The sequence below is a fragment of the Aurantiacibacter arachoides genome, from assembly GCF_009827335.1.
Classification (GTDB): Bacteria; Pseudomonadota; Alphaproteobacteria; order Sphingomonadales; family Sphingomonadaceae; genus Alteraurantiacibacter; species Alteraurantiacibacter arachoides.
The window spans coordinates 2,028,382-2,052,626 of the sequence record NZ_WTYH01000001.1; the positions used below are offsets into that span (position 1 = coordinate 2,028,382).

The 24,245-nt window shown below is 63.1% G+C and carries 19 protein-coding genes and 1 tRNA gene; 9 read left to right on the forward strand and 11 right to left on the reverse strand.

What is annotated here, in order from left to right:
• Positions 1 to 456: 456 nt before the first annotated feature.
• Positions 457 to 2,997: a heavy metal translocating P-type ATPase gene (locus tag GRI62_RS09905; RefSeq protein ID WP_131453200.1), complete on the forward strand. Its 2,541-nt coding sequence runs from the start codon at positions 457 to 459 to the stop codon at positions 2,995 to 2,997.
• Between the two features lie 77 nt (positions 2,998 to 3,074).
• On the opposite strand, the gene GRI62_RS09910 is transcribed toward GRI62_RS09905, so the two are convergent.
• The 6 genes from GRI62_RS09910 to GRI62_RS09935 form a co-directional block, all read right to left on the reverse strand.
• The gene (locus tag GRI62_RS09910) at positions 3,075 to 3,461 is read right to left on the reverse strand and encodes a hypothetical protein (RefSeq protein WP_131453201.1); all 387 of its coding nucleotides are present in this window, start codon (positions 3,459 to 3,461) and stop codon (positions 3,075 to 3,077) included.
• Positions 3,458 to 4,027 carry a signal peptidase II gene (lspA, locus tag GRI62_RS09915; protein WP_160731860.1) on the reverse strand — a complete coding sequence of 190 codons (570 nt, stop codon included), beginning with the start codon at positions 4,025 to 4,027 and terminating at the stop codon, positions 3,458 to 3,460. Before lspA ends, GRI62_RS09910 begins: the two co-directional genes overlap by 4 nt.
• Before the next feature lie 47 nt (positions 4,028 to 4,074).
• Positions 4,075 to 6,030 (reverse strand): cytochrome c/FTR1 family iron permease, encoded by a 1,956-nt coding sequence (locus tag GRI62_RS09920; RefSeq protein WP_131453203.1) that lies wholly within the window; start codon positions 6,028 to 6,030, stop codon positions 4,075 to 4,077.
• A complete protein-coding gene (locus GRI62_RS09925) occupies positions 6,027 to 6,662 on the reverse strand; it encodes a cation transporter (protein WP_131453204.1) in 636 nt (211 codons plus the stop codon). Before GRI62_RS09925 ends, GRI62_RS09920 begins: the two co-directional genes overlap by 4 nt.
• A 244-nt stretch (positions 6,663 to 6,906) precedes the next feature.
• Positions 6,907 to 8,787, reverse strand: coding sequence for a response regulator (locus tag GRI62_RS09930; protein ID WP_234032699.1), 1,881 nt, complete (start codon positions 8,785 to 8,787; stop codon positions 6,907 to 6,909).
• On the reverse strand, positions 8,784 to 13,583 hold the full coding sequence (locus GRI62_RS09935) for a HAMP domain-containing protein (RefSeq protein WP_199802243.1): 4,800 nt from the start codon (positions 13,581 to 13,583) through the stop codon (positions 8,784 to 8,786). The genes GRI62_RS09930 and GRI62_RS09935 overlap by 4 nt, the downstream gene beginning before the upstream one ends.
• 203 nt (positions 13,584 to 13,786) lie before the next feature.
• On the opposite strand from GRI62_RS09935, the gene GRI62_RS09940 reads away from it, so the two are divergent.
• From GRI62_RS09940 to GRI62_RS09950, 3 genes are read left to right on the forward strand one after another with little or no spacing between them, the layout of a single operon-like run.
• On the forward strand, positions 13,787 to 14,158 hold the full coding sequence (locus GRI62_RS09940) for a hypothetical protein (RefSeq protein ID WP_131453205.1): 372 nt from the start codon (positions 13,787 to 13,789) through the stop codon (positions 14,156 to 14,158).
• Positions 14,159 to 14,160: 2 nt separating this feature from the next.
• Positions 14,161 to 14,439 (forward strand): DUF5985 family protein, encoded by a 279-nt coding sequence (locus tag GRI62_RS09945; RefSeq protein ID WP_131453206.1) that lies wholly within the window; start codon positions 14,161 to 14,163, stop codon positions 14,437 to 14,439.
• Positions 14,439 to 14,702, forward strand: a complete 264-nt coding sequence (locus GRI62_RS09950) for a DUF5985 family protein (protein ID WP_131453862.1) — start codon at positions 14,439 to 14,441, stop codon at positions 14,700 to 14,702. Before GRI62_RS09945 ends, GRI62_RS09950 begins: the two co-directional genes overlap by 1 nt.
• 132 nt (positions 14,703 to 14,834) lie before the next feature.
• On the opposite strand, the gene GRI62_RS09955 is transcribed toward GRI62_RS09950, so the two are convergent.
• The 3 genes from GRI62_RS09955 to GRI62_RS09965 are packed head-to-tail and all read right to left on the reverse strand — an operon-like array spanning position 14,835 to position 17,205.
• The gene (locus tag GRI62_RS09955) at positions 14,835 to 15,383 is read right to left on the reverse strand and encodes a DUF5681 domain-containing protein (RefSeq protein WP_131453207.1); all 549 of its coding nucleotides are present in this window, start codon (positions 15,381 to 15,383) and stop codon (positions 14,835 to 14,837) included.
• Complete coding sequence (locus GRI62_RS09960) at positions 15,383 to 15,904, reverse strand: DUF5681 domain-containing protein (RefSeq protein WP_131453208.1); 522 nt, start codon at positions 15,902 to 15,904, stop codon at positions 15,383 to 15,385. The genes GRI62_RS09955 and GRI62_RS09960 overlap by 1 nt, the downstream gene beginning before the upstream one ends.
• On the reverse strand, positions 15,901 to 17,205 hold the full coding sequence (locus GRI62_RS09965; RefSeq protein WP_131453209.1) for a site-specific DNA-methyltransferase: 1,305 nt from the start codon (positions 17,203 to 17,205) through the stop codon (positions 15,901 to 15,903). Before GRI62_RS09965 ends, GRI62_RS09960 begins: the two co-directional genes overlap by 4 nt.
• A gap of 228 nt (positions 17,206 to 17,433) precedes the next feature.
• On the opposite strand from GRI62_RS09965, the gene GRI62_RS09970 reads away from it, so the two are divergent.
• Genes GRI62_RS09970 through GRI62_RS09980 form a run of 3 tightly spaced genes read left to right on the forward strand, consistent with a single transcriptional unit; the run spans position 17,434 to position 19,744 of the window.
• Positions 17,434 to 17,736 (forward strand): DUF3489 domain-containing protein, encoded by a 303-nt coding sequence (locus GRI62_RS09970; protein ID WP_131453210.1) that lies wholly within the window; start codon positions 17,434 to 17,436, stop codon positions 17,734 to 17,736.
• Complete coding sequence (locus GRI62_RS09975) at positions 17,733 to 18,140, forward strand: DUF2924 domain-containing protein (protein WP_131453211.1); 408 nt, start codon at positions 17,733 to 17,735, stop codon at positions 18,138 to 18,140. Before GRI62_RS09970 ends, GRI62_RS09975 begins: the two co-directional genes overlap by 4 nt.
• Entirely contained in the window at positions 18,140 to 19,744 is a 1,605-nt protein-coding gene (locus GRI62_RS09980) for a recombinase family protein (RefSeq protein ID WP_131453212.1), read from the forward strand. The genes GRI62_RS09975 and GRI62_RS09980 overlap by 1 nt, the downstream gene beginning before the upstream one ends.
• A 372-nt stretch (positions 19,745 to 20,116) precedes the next feature.
• Here the strand turns inward: GRI62_RS09980 and GRI62_RS09985 are convergent.
• Positions 20,117 to 20,207: transfer RNA gene (locus tag GRI62_RS09985), tRNA-Ser, on the reverse strand.
• 83 nt (positions 20,208 to 20,290) lie between these two features.
• Here GRI62_RS09985 and GRI62_RS09990 point away from each other — a divergent pair.
• Both GRI62_RS09990 and GRI62_RS09995 read left to right on the forward strand, forming a co-directional pair.
• Positions 20,291 to 20,695, forward strand: coding sequence for a metallopeptidase family protein (locus tag GRI62_RS09990; RefSeq protein WP_131453213.1), 405 nt, complete (start codon positions 20,291 to 20,293; stop codon positions 20,693 to 20,695).
• Positions 20,696 to 20,732: 37 nt separating this feature from the next.
• The gene (locus GRI62_RS09995) at positions 20,733 to 21,800 is read left to right on the forward strand and encodes a peptidylprolyl isomerase (protein ID WP_131453214.1); all 1,068 of its coding nucleotides are present in this window, start codon (positions 20,733 to 20,735) and stop codon (positions 21,798 to 21,800) included.
• 255 nt (positions 21,801 to 22,055) lie between these two features.
• Here the strand turns inward: GRI62_RS09995 and GRI62_RS10000 are convergent, their stop codons facing one another.
• On the reverse strand, positions 22,056 to 24,137 hold the full coding sequence (locus GRI62_RS10000) for a RelA/SpoT family protein (RefSeq protein ID WP_131453215.1): 2,082 nt from the start codon (positions 24,135 to 24,137) through the stop codon (positions 22,056 to 22,058).
• Positions 24,138 to 24,245: the final 108 nt, after the last annotated feature.

A 24,245-nucleotide genomic window follows, 5' to 3' on the forward strand; every position in this document is an offset into this window, starting at 1 on the left:
ATTTCCGCGAACGAAGCAGCGTCAACCAAGCTGACTGGCGCCACCTCGGTCCCACATGTGGCCGCATCGGCCGCAGTCCCGACTACCATCGCGACCAGCATGAGCAGGACGGCCAATGGGTGCAGGACAAAATGGCGATAGGTGCGAGTCATCAGATCTGGCGCCCCTTAGCAAAGAACAACCCTTTTGTTCAACCATCAAGTCTAAACCAGGCCACCGGCTGGCGAGGCGTTCGCCGAGAACGCTTGCAAACGGGCGCGGTGCCGACGTCCAGAAGACACTCGCGATTGTGGTCATCGCCGATTTGGTTGTCGATACCATCGTGCCGCTCTACATCCTTCCCACGACCACCCACCCGATTGCGAAGAAGCGGGTAGGCTCGCCACCCAGGAGACCGGCTTGGAGCCGCTGCCAGCATGATCTGTCCAAGAACGGTCTTTGAGGAGAATACACCCTGTGACCGAGCACATACGTCTTTATCTTCCGCTCCTTCTGCCGACCATTCCCGATGAGGCGGATCGCTGTGTCGCGCGGCTGCTTGACGAACTGACGCAGCGAGACGGCGTGGGCGAAGCGCATGTAATCGCAACGGCCGAGGACGAACCGGCCAAACTCTGTGTCCATTTCAATCCAGAAAAGCTCGGCCTTGCACAGGTGCGCAAGGCGGCGCGTGCGTCCGGAGCCACCCTGACCGCCCGGTTTGGACACCTCGTATGGCAGGTCGATGGGATCGAGCAGGAGCGGCGCGCGCGAACCGTAAGTGAGACGTTGTACCGGCTCGAGGGCGTGTTCGAAGCGCAAGCTACGGCCAGCGGAGCGGTCCGGGTGGAGTTTGACCGAAGCGCCATCGACGAGGCCAGGATCGGTTCGGCGCTAGCCTCGCTCGGTGTCAGGCGTAGGCAATCCGAGACGGCCGCCACCTCCCTTTCGTCTCACGCGGATGCGTCCGCCGCGGCCGCGCCCCCGGTCCCTGGCGGTAAGTACACGCACGAGCAAAATAGAGATGCCGAGCGCTCCCATGAACACGGAGAGGGTTCGGGTCACGCCCACGGCAGTATCTTCGGATCGAACACCGAACTGTATTTCGCGCTGATATCCGGTGCCGCCCTCGCGACTGGTTTTGCCCTGTCGTGGACCGGGGCCGCGCCGGAGTTCGTCTCGACCGGCCTATACCTCGCCGCCTACTTCTTCGGCGGATTCTTTACTGTCCGGGAAGCCTTCGATTCGCTGAAGCTGCGCCGCTTCGAGATCGACACGCTCATGCTCGTCGCGGCCGCCGGTGCGGCCGCGCTGGGGGAGTTCGCAGAGGGGGCATTGCTCCTGTTCCTGTTCAGCCTTGGCCATGCGCTCGAACATTACGCCATGGGGCGTGCCAAGAAAGCGATCGAAGCGCTGGCAGAGCTGGCGCCGCAAACGGCAGTCGTGCGGCGGGGAAGCGCGACCGAGGAAGTTCTTGTCGAAGCGCTGGCGATCGGCGACGTCGTCGTCGTCAAACCCAACGAGCGCCTGCCCGCGGACGGGTTCGTGATCGAGGGCACCAGCAGCGTCAATCAGGCGCCAGTGACAGGCGAAAGCGTTCCAGTAGACAAGCAGCCGGTACCGGACGCCGCGGCTGCGGCGGCCGCTGCAGATAGCGTCGCCGCCACGTCCAGGATATTCGCGGGGACGATCAACGGCTCGGGCGCCTTGGCCATTCACGTAACGCGTCTCTCTTCCGACACGACACTGGCCAAGGTGGTGAAGCTCGTCAGCGAAGCGGAGACGCAGAAGTCTCCGACCCAGCGCTTCACTGACCGGTTCGAGCGTATCTTCGTGCCGCTCGTCCTGGGGCTGGTGGTGATCCTGTTGTTCGCAGGGGCCGTGATCGACGAGCCGTTCAGCGCCACCTTCTATCGCGCGATGGCGGTTCTGGTCGCTGCCAGCCCATGCGCGCTCGCCATAGCAACGCCGAGCGCTGTTCTGTCTGGCGTGGCTCGCGCAGCCCGCGGCGGGGTGTTGGTGAAAGGCGGGGGACCGCTCGAGAACCTGGGCGGCCTGAATGCCATCGCGTTCGACAAGACGGGAACGCTGACCGAGGGACGACCGCGCGTCACGGATGTGGTGGAAGTGGCTGACGCCACCGAACAGGATCTGTTGCGGACGGCGGTCGCGGTGGAAGTCCTCAGCGACCATCCACTCGCCGCGGCGATCGTCCGCGATGGGACGGAGAGGCTCGAAGGCCCGGCCGCGAAGGCGACCGACCTTAAATCAATCACGGGACGCGGTGTCGAAGCCGTCGTCGATGGCGAGGTCGTTCACATCGGACGCGACGAGCTCTTTTCCGAGGCGGGCGGCACGCCGCTGCCACAGGAAGTGAAAGCTTCTGCGGACGAGCTGCGCGCGCAGGGCCGGACGATCATGATCACTCGCCAGGGCGCACGCTACCTCGGCGTGATTGGGCTGATGGATACCCCACGCGAATCGGCCCCCGCGACGACCGCACGCCTGCGCGAGCTCGGCATCACCCGGATGATCATGCTCTCGGGAGATGCGACACCTGTCGCAAAGGCCGTCGCGGCAAGCGTCGGCATCGAGGATGCCTGGGGCGATCTCATGCCCGAAGACAAGGTCGAGGCAATCAAGAAGCTCAGAACGGAAGAGGGCAAGGTCGCGATGGTCGGCGACGGCGTCAACGATGCCCCTGCACTAGCCACGGCCACGGTCGGGATCGCCATGGGAGCGGCCGGGTCCGATGTTGCGCTCGAAACCGCCGATGTCGCGCTGATGGCCGACGACCTTGCCAAGTTGCCGTTTGCGGTTGACCTCAGCCGGCGGACGCGGCGGATCATTCGCCAGAACGTGTTCGTCAGCATGGGCGTGGTGGCGCTGCTGTTGCCCGCAACAATACTCGGGCTAGGGATCGGACCTGCTGTTATCGCCCACGAAGGGTCGACCCTGCTCGTGGTATTCAACGCATTGCGACTTCTGGCCTTTCGAGAGGTACCCTTCACCAGGTAGGAACAGGTAGTAGCTGCGGTGCGCACGGCATGAGCTCAGCCAATCTCGATCTCGACTCGGCCGAGAAGCGCCCCACGTTATGGTTCGTCCTGTAACTCAATATCACAACCAGTGGATTGCTTGCGGCAGGCTACTTTGTCGAATCCGATGCACTGCTCGCCAACGGGCTCGACAATTCGTCGGACGCAATCGTGTATGCGCTCAGTCTGCTGGCGCTCACCCGAACCCGAAAATGGAAGCGCGGGGCCACGCGCTTTTCGAAAATCACGTTCTTTGTTTTCGCCGGCGGGGTCATCGCCGAAAGCGGCTGCTCGCGAGCCGGGCATGCAGGTGGTGCGGCGGAGCAGCAGCCGCGCCTCGAAGAGATCGGAACCAAGATCGCCGCAGGTGCGGCGGACATAATCGTAGGGTGCCCGAAGCAGGGTCGCGGCGATATCCGAAGTTGGTGCGCGGAGCTCTTTCATGTTCCTGTCTTGGCGACAGTGGCGTCACCGCTTCGCTCGTCGCAAGGCTCGGATCGCGTCGGATCGGGGAGGAAGACAATCAGCAGCAAGCCGGTAACGATGAACGCGTCGGCGAGGTTAAAAGTAGGCCAGTGCCAACTTTCCCAATGGAGGTCGATAAAGTCACGTACGGCGCTCAGCCTGGCTCGGTCGATAATATTGCCGAGCGCACCGCCAAGTATGATGCCAAGCGCGGCCTGTCGCAGCAAGCCCTGCGACCTTCGTATGAGGATCAGGATCCACACCGAGATTGCACCGGCCATTCCGACCAGCAGCAATGGGTGCAGCGCTGTTGCCAGCCCGAAGGCGATCCCAGAGTTGGTGCCGGCGGTGATCGCGAGAAACGAGTTCAGCTCGAGATCGCCATTGCGCGCCACATAAGCGAAGGCTTGCGACTTCGTCAGTTGGTCGGCCGCGACAGCCGCAATCGCCGCCGCGAACGCTGCAGAAGCGTGCCGTGGAGCGGACGACGATTGCAAGGTCTCCTCCGCACCGCGCGGGGCCGTTGGCGAAACCGGCCGCGTCATCGCGGACCGGCTCTCCCCCCGCTCCCGTCCTCGACCTTGCGTCCGGGTCATGCCGGCCGGCCGATTGAGGCAACCTGGGCGGAGCGCTGTTGAGCCACTCGCCGATTGTACCAGAAGCCGAACAGCACTGCGGCCAGCATGACCAGCTGAGCGAGCACCGATTGAACAGTGGGCGTGAGACCAAGCAGGTCGATCCGAGGAACAACTGCGAGCGGCCGCACGTCGATAAAGCCCGCTTCCTGAAGGGCCGATACTCCCTTGCCTGCGAGGACCACGGCCAGGACGGCGATGAGCGCGGAGCTGTAGGTGAAGAACTTCGCGATCGGAATTTTCCGGCTGTAACGAAGCATGGCAACAGCGATCACTGCAAGCAAGACGATGGCGGCGAGCGCTCCCACTGCAACGGCGCCGGAATTTCCCTGGTTCCAGAGCGTTGCATAGAAGAGTGCCGTTTCGAACACCTCGCGATAGACGACGAGGAAGGTAAGCCCAAAGAGGAACCATGCAGACCGCTTCGAGAGCGCCTTGCTGAGCCGCTCGTTAATGTAGCGTTGCCATGCCCCAGCCTGGGCTTTCCCGTGCATCCAAATTCCGACCGACAGGAGAATTACCGCAGCCAAGATGGAACCGAAGCCTTCGGTCAGCTCGCGGCTCGCCCCGCTTATGCTGATCAGATACGTCGCTGCAGCCCAGGTGGCTACGCCAGCCACAAGCGCTGCCATCCACCCGCCATGAACATAGCCCAGCACATCCTGGCGATCGGCCTTCCTGAGGAACGCGATCATCGCGATAACGAGGAGAAGCGCCTCCAGCCCTTCGCGCAAAAGAATGGTGAAGGCACCCAAGAAGCTTGATGCAGTGCTGGCCTTATCAGGGCTGAGCTGAACTTCGGCGTCTGTGAAGAGGGTCTGTACTATCGCGACTTGCGCTCGCACCTCGTCTACCGGCGCGCCGCGGCCGATGCGGGCGCGCAGCTCGGCCATCGCCTCTTCGATCCGCCTCATCAGCGAAGCATCACGCGCCGTCAGGAGCGGCTCAACGGGCTCGAAACCGTCGAGGTAGGCAGAAAGCGCCAGATCGGTTGCTCTGGCCCGCTGGCCAGCTTCGTAGGCGTCGAGCGCCTCCTGCAATCGCTCCTTGGCCAGACTGAGCGAACCTTCCGCTCCGGAAAGAGCCTCTGGATTGCCGCGCAAGTAAGCCGTGACGGCCCGCGCCTTCTCAGCTCCCAACTCATTCTCTAGCTGCGCCGGAGTCATGCCGGCCAGGGCAGTCATGTTCGGGATCAGGCGGGGTAGTGCATCCTCACTCGACCACGTCGTTTCTCCCGACCGAGCGAGCTCGCGTGGATATGCATAGCGGCCGACGTGGAATGCGAGCGCCCATCGGTCGTCGGGGCTGAGCTGTGCAAAGGACGGCATTGCGGTGCCTTCGAGGCCCTGTTCGATGACCTGATAGAGGCCGAATAGGCTCCGTTCACGCGCTCTAGCCTCGTCAGTGAAGTCGATCGGCGGGGGGTCCATGCCAGTCGCGGCCGCGCCGCGCCCGTCGCCCGCCAATCCATGGCAGCTGGCGCAGTTCTGAGCATAGAGTGCTGCGCCTCGACCCAGATCGGGGAGGTTCGATGGGGCGAGCGGCACCGGGTAAGCAGCCAACAGGACTCTTCCCAGCTGCCGGGCCGACGTAGCGATGCTTTCCGGAGCCGCCTTCGCCGCGATAGCTGCTTCTAGGCGGGTCGCCCCTTGGAGAAGACCCGCCCGCGCCTCGGATTGCGGAAGCTCGCCAAGCCGCTGAAGCACGCTCGCGGAGAACTCCACCATCTCGACGTATTCGCCCTCATTCACCACTTGGCCGTCGGAGACCGCACCTGCGTAATCGACTGCGATGTAATCGAGGAGGCGCCATATGGTCTGCGCAGGTGCCGTCTGAGCGCGAGCGGGAGCGGCGAGGGCGCAGCCCACCAGAAGCGCGAGGACCAGCGCCCGGAAGTAACGGAAGGTCGTCATGCCGTTGCTCGCAACTCGCCGCGCGCGTCTCGGATGATCTCCCACGCCGACTGCAGAAAGATCACGGCGATCACGGCGGCGACGATGATGTCCGGCCAGGCGCTATCGAGCCAGAAGACCAACGCTGCCGCGGCGATCACTGCCACGTTATTGATGGCGTCGTTGCGCGAGAACAGCCAGATCGCGCGCGCTTGAGCGTCGCCCCCCTCGCGGAAGCGGGCCAGGATCAAGGCGGCGGTCACGTTCACGATTAGCGCGGCGACGCCAATGCCACCCATCAGCTCCGGCTCCGGCGGGATGGCGTTCAGTGCCCGCCAGATCGCCATGCCGATGACCGCTAGGCCGAGAATGCCGAGAAAGAGTCCCTGCGTCATCGCGACGCGCGCACGGGTGGACGCCGCCCAGCCGAGAGCGAGCAGACCGACGAAGGTGATCGAGCCGTCTCCGAGGAAATCGAGCGCATCGGCCTTCAACGCCTGGCTGTTCGCTACAAATCCGCCGACGAGTTCGACGATACCGAAGCCGACATTGAGAATGACCACCCACCACAGCGCGCGGCGGTACGCGGGATCCGTTTCCGCTCTTTTGGTGTCGCCGGTGCAGCCGCAGCTATCTGATTCGTCGTCAGTCATTCCTGCCCCCTACAACCTCCAGCTACTGGAGGATCAAGGTGTTTCTGCGAATGTGTCGCAATCATTTCGATGACGACCTCGTGGACTTGAAGAGGCTGATTGCGCCTGTGGCGGTGGGCACAATGGCTTGGGGCGAAACGACTGCCTTACTGTAGTCGGCCAGAAAGCGTTCCAGCACTCCGTCCGCATTGGGCTGCAAATCAGCCTTTCGGCCAGTCGCTAGGGTGGAGATACGTTCGGCTCCTTACCCGGTCATGATTTCCGTTAACTGCTGCAAGCTCAGCGGCTTGCGGAGGACGGGTATGTCCTTGCTAAAAGTAAGACGCGGATCGTCGGCATTTCCTGTCATCAGAACTCGCCGAGCGTTGGGAATGAGTTCGCCGATCTTTTGCAATGTCTTGATCCCGTCGAGGCCGGGCATCGCGAAGTCGCTGAGCACGAAATCGACAGATTCCCGATCCCGCTCGACGCCGGCTATCGCCGCATTGCCACTGGCGAAATCGCGCACGGTTCCCCCCGCATCACGTAACTGCTCGCCGAGCACGACGCGGACCGCATCGTCGTCATCGATCAGAAGGAATGCCTTTCCCTTGATCCAGTCGAAGTCTTCGTCAGAGACACGAACCGGCTTTCCTTCGCTTGCTTCGGACCGCGTCGCCGGCAGGGTGAGCTCGATCCGAGTGCCTTTGCCGACCTTGCTGTCTATGCGAATCTCTCCGCCGGACTGGTGCGCAAAGCCCGACACCATCGATAATCCGAGACCAGTGCCCTTGCCCGCCTCCTTGGTGGTGAAAAACGGCTCGCTGACCTTGGCAAGGATGTCGTCTGGGATGCCCGTCCCGGTGTCCGCGACTACGATGCTCAGCATCGGCTTGTTTGGGTCAGCAGTCTTCCCCTCGGAAATCGAGACGTGGATCGTGCCGCCATCGGGCATCGCATCGCGCGCATTGATGATGAGATTCATCACCGCCAGTTCCAGTTGTCCGCGATCGACGAACAGGTTGTGCCCCGCGTCTGGGCAGTCCCAGATGACCTCGACCTTGCCGCCGAGGGTATGATTCACGAGCCCGGCCACCGAATCGCACAGGCTCGCCGGGTCGATACTGCTGGGAGTCAATTCCTGTTGGCGGGCGAAGGCCATCATACGCCGTACCAGCTCGGTCCCTTGCGTTGCAGCGTGCCGCATCTGATCGACCACGAGCTGCTCGCGTTCACCCAGCTGCAGTCTTCGTTCGAGGATGCTGATCCCGCCGAGCATGGCGGCGAGGAGGTTGTTGAAATCGTGGGCGACGCCGCCGGTGAGCTGGCCCAGTGCGTCGAGCTTGCCGGCGTGGACCAGCCGGGCCTCCAGTTCCTTGCGCTCGGTGATGTCGAGCAGCGACCCGGCCCAGCCACGCGCAGCGCCGGTGCCGGTTCGCACCCGCTGATCGAGGATATGGTGGCGCGATCCTTGGGGGCCAATCCAGCGGTATTCGATCACAACGCTGTCGCTCCCGCGCTCGGCATCCTGCGACAGGCGCAGGCGGTCGTCCGGGTGAACCCATTCCTGCCACTCGCGGTCGCCTCTGAGCACGGACTCCGCTTCATCGCCGAGAAAATGGGCCAGGTCGCCGCCACGAAACTGGCGGAACATTTCACCGTTGCGGTCGGTGATCTCGTAAATCGCCATGGGCAGCGCACGCAGGATTGAGGCTTGCCGCTTCTCGCTGGTCTCGAGCTGGCGCCGGGTGCGAAACAAGTCGACGAACACCGCGACCTTCGATTTGATGACAACCGGGTCGACGGGTTTGAACACATAATCAACCGCACCCATTTCGTAGCCGCGCATCAGGTGCTCGGTTTCCTTGTTGACGGCGGACAAGAAGATAATCGGCGTGCCCGCCGTCTGCTCTCGCTGGCGGATCAGCGCGGCGGTCTCATACCCGTCGAGATCAGGCATGAAGACGTCCAGAAGGATGACGGCGAATTCTTCGCGCAGCAATTGCCGTAGTGCGTCGTGACCGGAGCTGGTGCATACGACTTCGGCAATCGGCGCGAGTACTTCGGAGAGGGCAAGCAGGTTTCGATCGTCATCGTCGACGATCAGGATTTTGGCAGGGCTGTCGCTGATCACGGGCTGGTTCACGCAGCCGCCTTTTTCTTTGCGCGGCGACCATCTGGTCGATCAAGCGCGGCCCTTTCGAACGTCACCCGCAACAGTGCCATCAGCACGTCGACATCGACCGGCTTGGCGACGTAGTCGTCGGCACCAGCGTCGAGGCATTTCTGGCGATCGCCGACCATGGCCTTTGCAGTGACGGCGACGAGCGGGATTTCCGCGATGCGCGGCTTGGCCCTGATGCGCCGCATCGTTTCGTAGCCGTCCATCTCGGGCATCATGATGTCGACCAGAGCGACATCGATGCCGGAATGACTTTCGAGCAGGTCAATGGCCTCCTGACCGCGCTCCGCGTGCATGACCGAAGCACCGCGCGCTTCGAGCACGCTGGTCAACGAGTAGATGTTGCGGATGTCGTCATCGACGATGAGGATCTGCTTACCGGCAAGCTCGTTTGCCGGAACGGAGGCCTTCTTGCGCGATTTGGACGATGCGGCCTTGCGCGGCTTGCGCTGCGCCACACCCTTGAAGAGCTCGGTCAGCCGCTCGCGCTCGACAGGCTTTTCGATCACGTCGGTCGCGCCTAGGCTGCGCGCGTCCTCGGCCAGTTCGCCTCCTGAAATGACGTAGATCGGGATTGCCGCGGTCTCGGCGTCGCCACGAAGGAGGTCGAGAAGGACGAAGCCGTCCATGTCGCTGAGACCTAGGTCGAGCGTGATGGCGGCGGGCTTGATCTTGCGGGCGAGCGCAGTCGTTCCGCTGCCGGTGGGCGAAATCACTCCCTTGAGACCTTCCTCGTGGACCATGTCGAGGACGATCGACGCGAAGGTTGGGTCGTCCTCCACGATGAGCACGACGGCGTCCTTGCCGAGGTTGCCGCGGTCGTCGGTCGGTTCCGCCACCGGAAGGATCGGCGCGGCATCGCTCGCCACTGGATGCGAAAGGGCGGGCGCACTGGCGGCGCGAAGGGGCAGAAACAGCGTGAACGTCGATCCTTCACCGGGTGTCGAGCTGACCTGCAATTCGCCGCCGAGCAAGCCGGCAATCTCGCGGCTGATCGACAGTCCGAGCCCGGTGCCGCCATATTTGCGGCTGGTGGTGCCGTCCGCCTGCTGGAATGCCTCGAAGATGAGTTTCTGCTTGTCGGATGGAATGCCGATTCCGGTGTCGCTCACGGAAATCGCCAAAACTTCGGTCACATCGCGAAGGACGGGATGAGTAGTGTTCCAGCCCGATGCGGCAATCCCGACATCGAGCTCGACCTTCCCGTGTGCAGTGAACTTAAACGCATTGGACAGGAGGTTGAGTACGACCTGCTGCAGCCGCTTTTCATCGGTGTGAATCGACTGCGGCAATTCGGCCGAAAAGTTGACGTCAAAGGTCAGGCCCTTTTCCGAAGCCAATTGGCGGAAAGTACGCTCCATGTGCTGCTGCAGAGCCGCGAGCGGCATGTCACCGAGTTCGATCGACACGGTACCAGACTCAATCTTCGACAGGTCGAGGATGTCGTTGATGAGGTTGAGCAGGTCGGTTCCTGCGCCGTGGATCGTGCGCGCAAACTCGGTCTGCTTCTCGTTGAGGTTCCCGCCCTGGTTGTCGGCCAGCAGCTTTGAAAGGATGAGCAGCGAATTGAGCGGCGTGCGCAATTCGTGGCTCATGTTGGCGAGAAATTCGCTCTTGTATTTCGAGGTCAGCGCCAGCTGCTCAGCCTTTTCCTCGACCGCGCGGCGCGCCATATCGATTTCGAAGTTCTTCGCTTCGACCTGCTTCTTCTCGTTCTCGAGCAGCTGCGCCTTTTCCTGTAACTCCTCGTTGGTGTTGTGCAATTCTTCCTGCTTGATCGTCAGTTCCGATTGGCGAGTCTGCAGTTCGGTGGTGAGCAGCTGCGATTCCTTAAGCAGCTCCTCTGTCCGCATGGTCGCCGCAATCGTGTTCAGCACGATGCCGACGGTCTCCATCAGCTGGGTCAAGAAGCTGTGGTGGGTCTCATTGAACTCCTCGAACGACGCGAGTTCGATGACGGCCTTTACCTCATCCTCGAACAGGGCAGGGAGGATATTGACGTGCGCCGGGCGGCCCTCGCCAAGGCCCGAGCCGATGCGAATATAGTCGCCGGGTACGTTGTCGAGCCGCATCGGCCGCTTGTCCGCTGCTGCCTGACCGATCAGGCCCTCTCGCAAGGAAAAGCGCGGCTTCATCTTGTCCGGATCGCCGGCGCCGTAACTGGCCACAAGGTCGAGCGACCCGCTCGGCCCATCGGTGTCGTTGGCGACGTAGAACACGCCGTACTGTGCGTTCACGAGCGGTGCGAGCTCGCTCATAATCAGATTTGAGATTGTTGCCAGGTCGCGCTCGCCCTGCAGCATGCGGCTGAACCGGGCGAGGTTGGTCTTGAGCCAGTCCTGCTCGGCGTTCTTGAGGGTCTGGTCTTTCAGGTTCACGATCATCTCGTTGATCGTATCCTTGAGGGAGGCCATCTCGCCCGATGCTTCGACTGAGATGGACCGTGTAAGGTCGCCCTTGGTCACGGCAGTCGCCACCTCGGCGATCGAGCGGACCTGATTGGTGAGGTTCGCCGCAAGCTGGTTCACGTTGTCAGTGAGGTCGCGCCAGAGGCCCGCTGCGCCTGGCACGCGCGCCTGGCCGCCAAGTCGACCTTCGACGCCGACCTCGCGCGCCATGTTGGTCACCTGATCACCGAATGTGGACAAAGTCTCGATCATGCCGTTAATCGTTTCGGCGAGCGCTGCGATCTCGCCCTTCGCGTCCACCGTCAGTTTGCGCTTGAGGTTGCCCTGCGCCACCGCAGTCACGACGTCGGCGATACCGCGGACCTGGTTGGTGAGGTTCGTCGCCATGAGGTTCACGTTGTCGGTCAGGTCTTTCCATGTCCCGCCAACGCCCGGCACTTCCGCCTGACCGCCGAGCTTACCTTCGGTACCGACCTCGCGCGCCACGCGGGTCACTTCGGACGCGAACGAATTGAGCTGGTCCACCATTACGTTGACGGTGTTCTTGAGTTCGAGAATCTCGCCCTTCACGTCTACGGTGATCTTCTTGGACAAGTCGCCGCGCGCCACGGCGGTCGTCACCTCAGCGATATTGCGCACCTGGCCGGTGAGGTTATCGGCCATCAGGTTCACGTTTTCGGTGAGGTCCTTCCACGTCCCGCCGACGCCCGGCACGGCCGCTTGGCCGCCGAGCTTGCCCTCCGTGCCCACTTCGCGGGCGACACGCGTCACTTCTGACGCAAACGAGTTGAGCTGGTCGACCATCGTGTTGATGGTGCCCTTGAGCTCTAGAATCTCGCCCTTTACATCGACGGTTATCTTCTTGGAAAGATCGCCCCGCGCCACCGCGGTGGTCACTTCGGCGATGTTGCGCACTTGCCCGGTCAGGTTTGCGGCAAGCTCGTTCACATTGTTCGTGAGATCCGCCCAGGTGCCCGCGACGCCGGGCACTTCGGCCTGTCCGCCCAGCTTGCCCTCGGAACCCACTTCACGCGCCACGCGGGTCACTTCGGAGGCGAACGAGTTGAGCTGGTCCACCATGGTATTGATGGTGTTCTTGAGCTCCGCGATCTCGCCCTTCACATCGACAGTGATCTTCTTGGAGAGGTCGCCCAGCGCCACCGCCGTGGTCACTTCAGCGATGTTGCGCACCTGGCCGGTCAGGTTCGCGGCCAGCTCGTTCACGTTATCAGTCAAGTCCTTCCACGTGCCGCCCACGCCTTCAACGCGCGCTTGCCCGCCGAGGCGGCCTTCGGTGCCGACTTCGCGCGCCACGCGGGTCACTTCGGAAGCGAACGAATTGAGCTGGTCGACCATCGTGTTGATAGTGTTCTTTAGCTCGGCGATTTCACCGCGCACTTCCACGGTGATCTTCTTTGACAAGTCGCCGCGCGCCACGGCGGTGGTCACCTCTGCGATATTGCGCACCTGGCCAGTCAGGTTGGCTGCCATGAGGTTCACGTTGTCGGTCAAATCGGCCCAAGTACCTGCAACGCCGGGCACTTCCGCCTGACCACCCAGCTTGCCCTCGGTGCCCACTTCACGAGCAACGCGTGTAACTTCGCTCGCAAAGGCATTGAGCTGATCGACCATCGTGTTGACGGTTACCTTCAGCTCGAGGATTTCGCCCTTCACATCGACAGTGATTTTCTTGGACAGATCTCCGCGAGCCACGGCGGTCGTCACTTCGGCGATGTTGCGGACCTGGCCTGTAAGATTCTCGGCCATCAAGTTCACGTTCTCGGTCAGGTCGCGCCAAGTACCGGCGACGCCCTTCACCCGCGCCTGTCCGCCGAGCTTTCCCTCGGTACCGACCTCGCGCGCCACGCGCGTAACTTCGGAGGCGAACGAGCCAAGCTGGTCGACCATAGTGTTCACCACCTTGCCGATGCGAAGGAATTCGCCCTTGAGGCCGCGGCCGTCGATCTCGACTGACATGTGCTGCGACAAGTCGCCTTCGGCCACCGCGCCGATGACACGGGCAACCTCGGTGGTCGGCTGGACCATGTCGTCGACTAGTTCGTTCACCGCATCGAGCTTCATCTGCCAGCCCCCGGCCGCGCCCTCTACCGTGGCACGCTGGGTGATCTCGCCTTCCTTGCCGACGACTTTCGCAACGCGATTGAATTCGTCGGTGATGGTCTCGTTCAGACCAACGACCTGATTGAACAGGACGGCAATTTCCGCATCCCGCGCATCGGCTGAATCGAGTTCGAGACGCACGGTGAAATCGCCTTCACGCAAGCGCGTGAGCGCGGCGATGAGGCCTTCGCGCAGATGCGCACAATTATCGGCTTCTTGCGCTGACCCCACGTCCCAATCTCCCTGGAGTGATCGGCCGCTCCATTCGGCGAGAGTCTGTTGCGAACTGAAGTGCCTGCCATTCTTACAAGCACACAACCCCAAGGGACAAATCCGTTCCTCACCGAAAAGTTCCGTGGCCAGGCGATTTGCCAACGACGGGCGAGACCCCTAGAACGGGCCATCAGAAGAAGACGGGGAGTGCAGGCGGCGGCATGGCAACCGACCGGGAAATCGAAAACTTCATTCGCGACTGCTTCGCCTCGATCTGGGACCTGGAGCTGCTTCGCGAGTTGCTCGGGGACCCTTCAGGCTCGATCACGGCGAAAAATCTGGTCGAGCGGATGCGCGCGAGCGAGCTTGTGGTCTTGCAGGGCTCCTCGGCGCTCAGCGCGGCAGGGATCGCAGTGATCGAAGATGGAGGTCGCATCCGGTTCCAGCCGAGCAGTGAAGCGATCGGCGATCTCGCCCGCGCGGCGTGCGATTTCTACGGGCGCTTTCCGGGACGGACCCGGCGATTGATTGTCTCGCGGCAGAACCCGGCACTCGACGCCTTTGCCGATGCATTCCGCTTGAGAAAGGACTGAGCATGGCCCTCACCCTGCCCGATCTCGTCTACCTGCTGTGTTTCCTGACGAGTGCACTTTGCGCGGTTCTGCTGGTGCGCCGATACGCAGCGTCGCGGACCCCGGTCCTGCTTTGGAGCGCCGTGTGCTTCGTGTTCCTGGCCCTTTCGAACCTGATCGTAGTAATCGATCAGTTGGTCCTGACCGAGGTTTCGTTCCGCACCCCGCGCCTGCTCCTGACACTTGTCGCGGTCGCGGTTCTTTTGTTCGGATTCATCTGGGAAGCGGAGCGCGAACGGTGATGCTCGACCAGTTCCTGTCCGGCGCGATCGTGATGGGATTCGCCGTCGCCGCACTGCTTTTCCTGTCGTACTGGCGGCGCACAGGGCAGAGCTTGTTCCTGACCTTTTCAGCAAGTTTTTTTCTGCTCGCGGTCAATTACACTTGGCTGGCACTGACGAATATTCCCGTCGAGGAGCGCAGTCCCCTGTTTTTGATCCGATTGCTGGCCTTCAGTTTGATCATCGTGGCGATCGTCCAGTCGAACACGAAACGCGGGCGCTAGCCCCAGCGCTAAGAGGGCGACGACGTCGGCGTCATTAACCCCGTCGCGACCGTTTTGCACGGCGACAATGTCTGCTTTTGAGTTCGTCGGCTCTCACCGCGAATGACCGAGATTGGGGCGCAAAGCTGCCATTCACTGGCGCACAATCCACCAGTCCGGCCATCTGACCTTATGGGGCGTTTGGGTGTTGCGCCAGACTTCCCCCTGCTGCTCTTCGGTCAGCCTATTCGAGCCCATTCGGGCGAGCGCTAATTCAACAGCCCAAGGGCGGATCTCCCAGCGAACCCGCTTTTCATCTCCAGGATATTTTAGCCTCGCAAGGTCGAGCGTATCGAGGATCGCGTCGGCTCCGTTCTGTATCGGTTTGAGGATGATGACCTCGATGGGATCTTCCTCGATGCCACGACTGGCACGCGCCGCTTCAATCGCCTCGAGCGAAGCGCGCGCGGCGGCGCTGTCGCCAGCAAGACCCTTCTGGGTAAGCTGCAACAGGAAGGCTTCGGCGGCGGTCACCCGGCGCTCGCGCCCGTCCTCCCGGATCGTGACCATCTGACCCAGCACCGCGTCGTGGGGCAGCTGGCGACGGCGGTTCTTTGGTCGACCTTTCGGATTGCCGGATCGTCCCTTCGCGAACCGTGTCGCGGCAGGCGGTTTTGCGTAACCGACCGGTTCACGGTCCATCACGCGTTCCTTCCACGCGGCCAGCGCAGGCGCTCGGCATCGAACGTGAAGAACTTGATATCCGCGACATCCTTAGGCGAGAACTTCGCACGACCTGGCCGACGAAGCGCTGCCTGTGTTGCCCAAGCGTTTACCTTGATGCGGGTTGCGAACCCGGGATCAGGTTCGGCGATGCCGAGCAGACGGAGCGCCTCGTTGGCGTTGCCGGAGGAGTACTGAGCACGGATCGTGATCGGGTTCACTGGAGCCGTGTTGGCCTTCGCCAGTGCCTTCTCGCGCTTCTCGATCATCTTGAGAACCTTGCGGATCGCCATGCGGCTGCCCTTGAGCGCTGCGTGATAGGTCTGCAGCTCGAGCGCCTCGTCGATACTGAGCTCGCGCTGCCTGCCGCCCTGCGTCACCGTCAGCGTCTTGTCGAAGATGATGTCGAACGCCGAGACATTGGGCCGTCGTGCCTTCGGCCGCCCTGCCGGGTTGCCGGACCGACCCTTTACGAACCGGCCATCCCCCGCCCCGCTCATCGCTCGACCTTCAGGCCATCACGCTCGACCAACACCGGTTCTCCCCCGGTGATCTCAGACCAGCGGGTCATGGCAAGGTCGACATAGGCGGGATCGATATCGAGACCGCGGAACTGCCGCCCGACCCGCTCTGCCGCTATCAGACTGGTGCCCGAGCCAAGGAAGATGTCGAGGACCAACTCACCCTGCCGGGTGACGTCGCAGATGGCATCGGCAACCATGGCGACCGGCTTGACCGTGGGGTGCAGCGCAAGATCCTCGCGGCGCGAGCCGCGCATTGAGTTGACGCTGGCATAGTCCCAGACGTTAGTGCGGTTGCGCCCGTGTTTGCCTAGCTCGACGTTGTTGGCGTGCGGCGCCTCGCCGACCCGGTAGACGAAAACCATCTCGTGCTTGCTGCGGTAGAGTGAGCCCATGCCCGCATTGCTCTTGTTCCAGACGCAGATGTTGAGGAGCTCGGTGTAGACATCGCCAACCGCTGCGGTAACGTCGTCCATGTGCCGCCAGTCCATGCAGACGAAATGCACCGCGCCGCCGCGCGATACCTTGGCGCAGGCTCCCAACGTATCGCCAAGGAAGGTGCGAAACTGGGATGTTGTCATCTCGCCAGACGCCATGGCGAACTCGCGGTGACGGCCCTTGGCATTGGCATGGCCGTTGATCTTCACGTTGTAGGGCGGGTCGAGGAACGCGCAGTCGATCGAAGCGCCTTCGCCCACCAGCTGTCGCAGGAAGGCGACATCGCGTCCGTCGCCGCAGGCTATGCGGTGTTCGCCCAGCTGCCAGATGTCGCCGGGCTGCACCCTCACGGTCACAGGAACCTCCGGAATTACCTCGTCGTCGGGATCATCCTGGCCGGCCAGTACCACGTCGATCTCACCGGGACTGAACCCGGTGAGGCCAAGGTCGATGTCGATCTCGGGAAGCGAAAGCTCGGCGAGCTCCAGCTTGAGGATCTCGACATCCCAGCCAGCGTTGAGGGCGATCTTGTTGTCGGCGAGCCGTAGCGCCTTCTTCTCCGCCTCGGAAAGTCCCACCAGCGTGATTACCGGTACTTCGGCAAGGCCTATCTCGCGTGCCGCGCGCAGACGGCCATGCCCGGCGATGATGTTGCCGGCGGGATCGGCCAGGATCGGGTTCGTAAAGCCAAAAGCCCGGATCGAAGCGACGATTTGCTCGATCTGCCGCTTGGGATGCGTGCGCGCGTTGCGCGGATCGGGGATCAGACTGGACAGGGGCCGATAGATCACTTCCAGCGGGCGGGTGGCAGTCAGAGTTGCCGGCTCGTCGGTGTCGCTCATGGCGTGAACAATACAGGAACGCAAATCAGGGACCAAGACGGCCACCAGGTTATCCCCGGGGTTGCGGAAAGGCGTCATCAACGAACGCGCTCAGATACTTTCCAGCCTTCGCGAAGAGGACTGGATTGCGGCGCGCAATCGAGCATTGCTGATCCCGCGCCCGGCCGAGCCGGGCTTGTCCCGGTAGCGGCGGCCACTCGGGCCTTCGCGCTACCGAAGGACACCGACATGCCAAATACCACCACGACCACCCGCAAGCCGCGCCGCATGGCCCGCACCCCTGAGGCCGCTGCTGCTCCTGTTTCCACGTCTGCCGCTCCCCCGCCCAAGGCAACCTCGCGCCTCCACCAGCTGCAGGCGCTGCTGACGCGCGAGAATGGCGCCTCAATTGCCGAGATGGTCGCCGCAACCGGCTGGCAGCAGCACTCGGTCCGCGGGGCGCTGGCCGGCGCGCTCAAGAAGCGAGGGCTCATCATCACCTCGGAGAAGCTTGATGGCGTCCGACGCTACTGCGCGGAGATGGCAGCATGAGCGGCGTAGCTGTCGATGCACAGGTCGAGGCCCTCGAAGCGATGGATCTCGAGGAACTGCGCGACCGGTGGCGACAGCTCTGGGGCGCGCCGCCGCCGCTGCGCTCAGCGCCGATCCTCCGGCTGCTCCTGGCATGGCGCATCCAATCTTCCGCTTTGGGGGGACTCGATGCGGAGACAAGGAGGCTCCTCTCCCGCAGCGGCCCGGTTGAGCCCGAGGGACAGCATCTGGGTAACGGCGCCGTTCTCACCCGCCACTGGCAGGGTCGCGAAGTGAGAGTTATCGTCGAGGATGAGGGCTTCCGCTGGGAGGGCCAGCTGTTCGCCAGCCTCTCGGCAGCTGCCAGCGCCATTGCCGGCTCGCGGTGGAACGGGCCACGCTTCTTCGGCTTGCGGAGGAGCTGATGGCCAGCCCCACGCTTCGCTGCGCGATCTACACCCGCAAGAGCTCGGAGGAAGGGCTCGAGCAGTCGTTCAACAGTCTGGATGCCCAGCGCGAGGCCTGTGCCGCTTACGTGCTTAGCCAGGCGAGTGAGGGTTGGACCCAACTACCCGATCACTACGACGACGGTGGCTACTCCGGCGGTAATATCGAGCGGCCCGGCTTGCAGGCGCTGCTCGCGGATATTGCCGCGGGCAAGGTTGACATCGTGGTGGTATACAAGATCGATCGTCTCACCCGTAGCCTTGCTGACTTTGCCCGCATCGTCGAGGTGTTCGAGAAGGCCGGAGTGAGCTTCGTCTCGGTCACCCAGTCGTTCAACACCACCAGTTCGATGGGTCGGCTGATGCTCAACGTGCTGTTGTCGTTCGCCCAGTTCGAGCGCGAGGTAACCGGCGAGCGCATCCGCGACAAGATCGCGGCCTCCAAGGCGAAGGGTCTGTGGATGGGCGGCAACCCGCCGCTGGGCTATGACCTGCCCAAGGCGGGATCCCGCGTGCTTGAGGTTCATGGGGAAGAAGCCGCTACGGTTCGCAGCATGTTCACCCGCTACCTCGAGTTGGGCTCGGTTCACGCCCTGCAGCGAGAGCTCGCCCGGCAGCAAATCTTCTCCCGGCTCCGGACAACTGCCAAGGGACGGGAGACCGGCGGCACCCCGTTCAGCCGCGGAGCGCTGTTCCACTTGCTGCGCAATCCGATCTACATCGGCCGAATCCGCCACAAGGACCAGCTCCACGAAGGCCAGCATTTGGGCATCGTTCCGCAGGAGCTGTTCGACAAGGTCCAGCAGCATCTTGATGCCAACGCCCGGCGGCATCGCTCGACCGAAACCTCACGCACGGGAAAAGCAGCTCTCTCGGGCAAGCTGTTCGATTGCGATGGCGAGCCCATGAGCCCGACGACCTCACGCGGGCAGTCAGGACGTGCCTACCGCTATTACGTATCGGCCTCGCTGCAGCAGGGCATAAAGGTGAATGACGACAAGCGGCGCCGCCTGCCTGCCCTGGCGATTGAGAAAGTAGTTCTGGAGGCCCTAGCGCGATGGCTGCCGCGGCAGGATGGCCGTCTCGTGCATCTGGCCCGCGTACGACTGCGCCACGACGGGCTTTTGTTCGAGCTGGAAGGTGTACGCCCGGCCGAGATCGCGACCAACATTTCAGACGAGGAGCGCATCCTTCACGAGACCAGGAACACTGCGACCATCCTGCTCCCACTTTCTCTTTCGCTGCGGGGCGGCAAGCGCATGGTCGTGCGCGGCCAGCCGCGCCAGGCTCGCCCCGATCCCATACTGATCGCATCGCTCCGTAAGGCCCACGCGATGCTTGATCGAGAGCGCGGACTGCCGGTGCTGACTACCTCACCAGCGTCATTTTACGAGCGGACGATCCTGCGGCTCGCGTTCCTTGCGCCCGATCTCCAACGCGATATCCTGCGCGGCCTCCAGCCTCCCCACTTCAACGTCGAGGCGCTGAAGACGCTTTCTATTCCGCTCATCTGGTCGCAGCAGCGTGAGGCCCTCCGGTGGGGCCAAAACACAGGTCACGCCAATCCCTGTTCTGCGCAATAACATCCCTGTTACCGCGGAAAAATGTCCCTGTTCGGTCGAATTAATACCCTGTTCCGTCGAATAACAGGGAAACCCCATTTTCGTACGCGCAAGCTTCGGAAATCGCGCGATATTCTGGCGAGCAAATTGGCCCAAACCCCCTAAATCAGCCTGATTATTAGGCGAAATAAGATATTTTCCCTGTTATTCCCTGTTTAGCAGGGAAACCGCACCGATGCTCATCTCGCTAGAGACGCGCCCCGCAAAAGGCCCCTGATATCGATCGTGAGACGCCGGATGACCTTCCGCCGTTACGCAAGTCCCTAATAATATGCCCCTGTTACGGGGGGTTACAGGGAGACCATGCAAGCTGAGACCAGTGCCGGGGGTTGGTGGCGGAGCGGGTGGGATTCGAACCCACGATACGCTTTTGACGTATACACACTTTCCAGGCGTGCGCCTTCGACCACTCGGCCACCGCTCCGCATGCCTGTCTTGGCAGAGCGGGGCGTCTAGCGAGCCGCAGGGTGGATGACAAGCGCCTCGCTTGGGCTTAACGCCCGCGCCATGACACGCGATTTCGGCATGGCTTGCAGTGCGGGCGAAATGGAGGCGATGGCGCGGGCCGCCTGGGCCTCTTTGCCGGCACAATTCACCGCGCATCTGGGCGATGTGCTGGTGCAGGTGCAGGACTTTGCCGAGGACGAGCTGCTCGCCGACATGGAGATCGAAAGCGCCTACGACCTCACCGGCGTCTACGAGGGCCTGCCGCTGACGGAGCGCAGCGTGGAGCATTCGGGCACCATGCCGGACCGCATCCGCCTGTTCCGCGTGCCGATCATGCTGGAATGGGTGGAGCGCGGGGACGTGGAGCTCGAATTTCTGGTCAAGCACGTGCTGGTGCACGAGATCGGGCACCACTTCGGCCTCAGCGACGAAGACATGCACGCGCTGGAGGATGCGGCGGACTAGGCTTGCCATCCCGCCGCGGCGTGGCAGGATGCGCGACATGAAGCACATCGTCGGCCTCGCCCTCCTCGCCCTCACCATTCCAGCCGCCGCGCAGGAGGCGCAGGAACCCGCCACCCCGACCTCGGTCATCGCTGCCGCCAGCGCGGAGGATTGGGTGGCGATCGCACCCGCAGACCTGCTGATAATGGACCTCTCTCCCGATGCGCGCGGCAACGCACGTCGCGTGATGATCCAGCTGATGCCGCCGCCGTTCAGCCAGCCGTGGGTGGCGAACATCCGCACGCTCGCCGCCGCGCACTGGTGGGACGGGACAAGCGTCAACCGGGTGCAGGACAACTATGTGACGCAATGGGGGGACGTCACCGAGGCCAAGCCGCTGCCGGAGGGGGTGGTGTCTCCGGTTGCGGATTACGCGGCAACCGGGCTGATTGCCGTGCCCGATCCGCGAGGGCGCCCGCGCCTGAACTATACGCTGGGCATGTTGATGGTCCGCAACGCCCGACTGGCGGCCAACGGTGACTTGGCGGTATCAGACGAGATGCGCCAAGCATTGGAGGGCAATGCACAGACGTCACCAAGCGAGCTCTCAATGCCTGAGGTTGGGGACCGCTATGCGGGCATCGCGACGTTCGTGGCCGGGTGGCCTGTCGGCGGCAATTTTTCCCTCCACGGACGCGAGGCGGAAGCGTTCTGGCCCATCCACTGCTATGGCGCCGTCGGCGTCGGCCGTAACATGGCGCCCGATACCGGGACCGGGGCGGAGCTTTATACCATCATCGGGCAGCCGCAGCGGCACATGGATCGCAACCTTGCCGTGGTGGGCCGGGTGATCGAGGGGATGGAGCATCTTTCCAGCCTGCCGCGCGGGTCGGGGGACCTGGGGTTCTACACCGAGGAGGAGGCGGACTTGCGCGTTTCGATCCTCTCAGTGCGGCTGGGGAGCGAGTTGGCTGACGCTCCGGCCTTTGAATATCTCGATACCGCCAGCGAGAGCTTTGCGCGTTACGTGGCGGTGCGGGCGAACCGCAACGATGCTTTCTACACCGTGCCGGCGGGCGGGGTGGACGTGTGCAGCGTGCAGGTGCCGGTGCGGCGGGCGGAGTAACTCGGGGGCTGGCAAAGTTGCAACCTCGCCGTGTGGGCGCGGAATTTTCGAGCGGGTCGACAACGGAAAAGGCGCGGCGGAATTAGGCGGCGGCTTTGGCCGCGGAAAAGCCCAACTTCCCCCTCCCCGCTCATGCTGAGCTTGTCGAAACATGTTTGGCCAATCCCACCTTCCGCATGGCAGCGGAGCACCGTTGCCCTGCGGCCAGCTTCGCTTCCGACAAGCTCAGGGTGAGCGGGGTCTTAGGGTCTGGTCTTAAATCCGGTCCGCCTGCGCCACCGCGTCGCTGGCGCGCAGGGCGCTGACGATGCGGGTCAGGTGCGCCAGGTCCTGCACCTCCAGGTCGACCTCATAGGTGTGGAAAGGATCGTCGCGCTGGGTCAGCACCAGGTTCATCACGTTGGCATTGTTGCGCGCAAACACCCCGGCCATGTCGGCCAAGGTGCCGGGGCGATTGTAGAGCACGATGGTGAGCCGCCCGACCGCGCCGTGCGAGCGTTCGCCCCACGACAGGTCGACCCAGTCCGCGTCGACGCCATTGGCCAGTTCCAGGCAGTCGATGGCATGAACCTCCACCGCCTTGCGCGGCCGCCTGAGCCCCACGATCCGGTCACCCGGCACCGGGTGGCAGCAGTTCGCCAGATCAAATCCCGCGCCCGCCGTCAGCCCCTTGATGGAGATCGCGCGTTCCTGCGTCGGCTCGCTCGGCATGTCGGCGGTGCTGCCGGGCACCAGCGCCTCCATCACCTGTCGATCGGTCAGCTTGGCGGAGCCGATGGCGTGCATCAGGTCTTCCTCGTCCACCAGTCCCAGCCGGGCGACGGCCTGCTTCTTGGCCTTGCGGCCGACCTTGGCGGGCAGGCGTTCGGCGATCTCGTCGAACATCTTTGCGCCGATCTCGGCCACTTCCTCGCGTTCCTTCAGGCGCACCGCGCGGCGGATGGAGGCGCGAGCCTTGCCGGTAACCACGAAGCCCAGCCAGCTCAGCTGCGGCTCGGCGTTCTTGCCCTTGATGATCTCCACCACGTCGCCGTTTTCCAGCGGCGTGCGCAGCGGCATGTGGCGGGCGTTGATCTTGGCCCCCACGGTCTGCGCGCCCAGCGCGGTGTGGACGGCAAAGGCGAAGTCGACCGCGGTCGAGCCCTTGGGCAGCTGGAACAGCGCGCCCTTGGGTGTGAAGGCAAAGATGCGATCCTGGTAGATCGCCATCTTCGTATGCTCGAGCAGCTCCTCGGCATCGTGGCTGGAATCGACGATCTCGATCAGGTCGCGCAGCCAGCTGACCGCGCCGTCGGGTCGGTCACCCTGCTTGTAAGCCCAGTGCGCGGCCAGCCCGAATTCGTTGGTGCGGTGCATCTCGCGCGTGCGGATCTGCACCTCCACGCGCATCGACCGATCGTAGAACAGCGTGGTGTGGAGCGACTTGTACCCGTTGTTCTTGGGCGTGGAGATGTAGTCCTTGAACCGTCCCGGCACGAACTGGAACTGTTGATGCAGGATGCCCATTGCGCGGTAACAGTCCGCAACGCTGTCGGTCAGCACGCGAAAGGCCATGATGTCGCTGACCTGTTCGAACGGCAGGTGGCGCTCGGCCATCTTTTTCCAGATCGAATAGGGGTGCTTTTCCCGCCCCCATACCTCGACCGCAAGACCGGCTTCGGACAGCGCCTGCTTGATGTCGAGAGCGATGCGATCGACCTGGCCCGTATCGGACTGGCGCAACTGCTCCAGCCGGCGGGTGATGGTGTCATACCCTTCGGGCTCGAGCTGCTGGAAGGCGAGCAGCTGCATCTCGCGCATGTATTCGTACATGCCTACCCGCTCCGCCAACGGGGCGTAGATATCCATCGTCTCGCGCGCGATGCGGCGGCGCTTGTCGGGCGATTTTATGTGATGCAGCGTGCGCATGTTGTGCAGCCGGTCGGCCAGCTTCACCAGCAGCACGCGGATGTCCTCGCTCATGGCGAGCAGGAACTTGCGCAGGTTTTCGGCGGCCCGCTCGTCGTCGGTCAGCTGCTCGATCTTGGAAAGCTTGGTGACCCCGTCCACCAGCCGGGCAACCTCGGGTCCGAACTTCGCCTCGACATCCTCGATCGTGGCGAGCGTATCCTCCACCGTGTCGTGGAGCAGCGCGGTGATGATGGTTTCCTGGTCGAGCTTCAGGTCCGTCATCAGGCCCGCCACCTCGACCGGGTGACTGAAATACGGATCGCCGCTCGCACGCTTCTGGCTGCCGTGCTTCTGCACGGTATAGACATAGGCGCGGTTGAGCAGCGCCTCGTCGGCGTCGGGATCGTATTCCTTGACCCGTTCGACTAGTTCATACTGGCGGAGCATCGCCTGACGATGTGCTGTGCAACATGAACTTGCGCAAGGGGCAAAGCGCTGCTGGCGCAACAACGCGTAGCTCGCACCCCGACCCGCTGCGGCCGTCGGCGAGGGGGA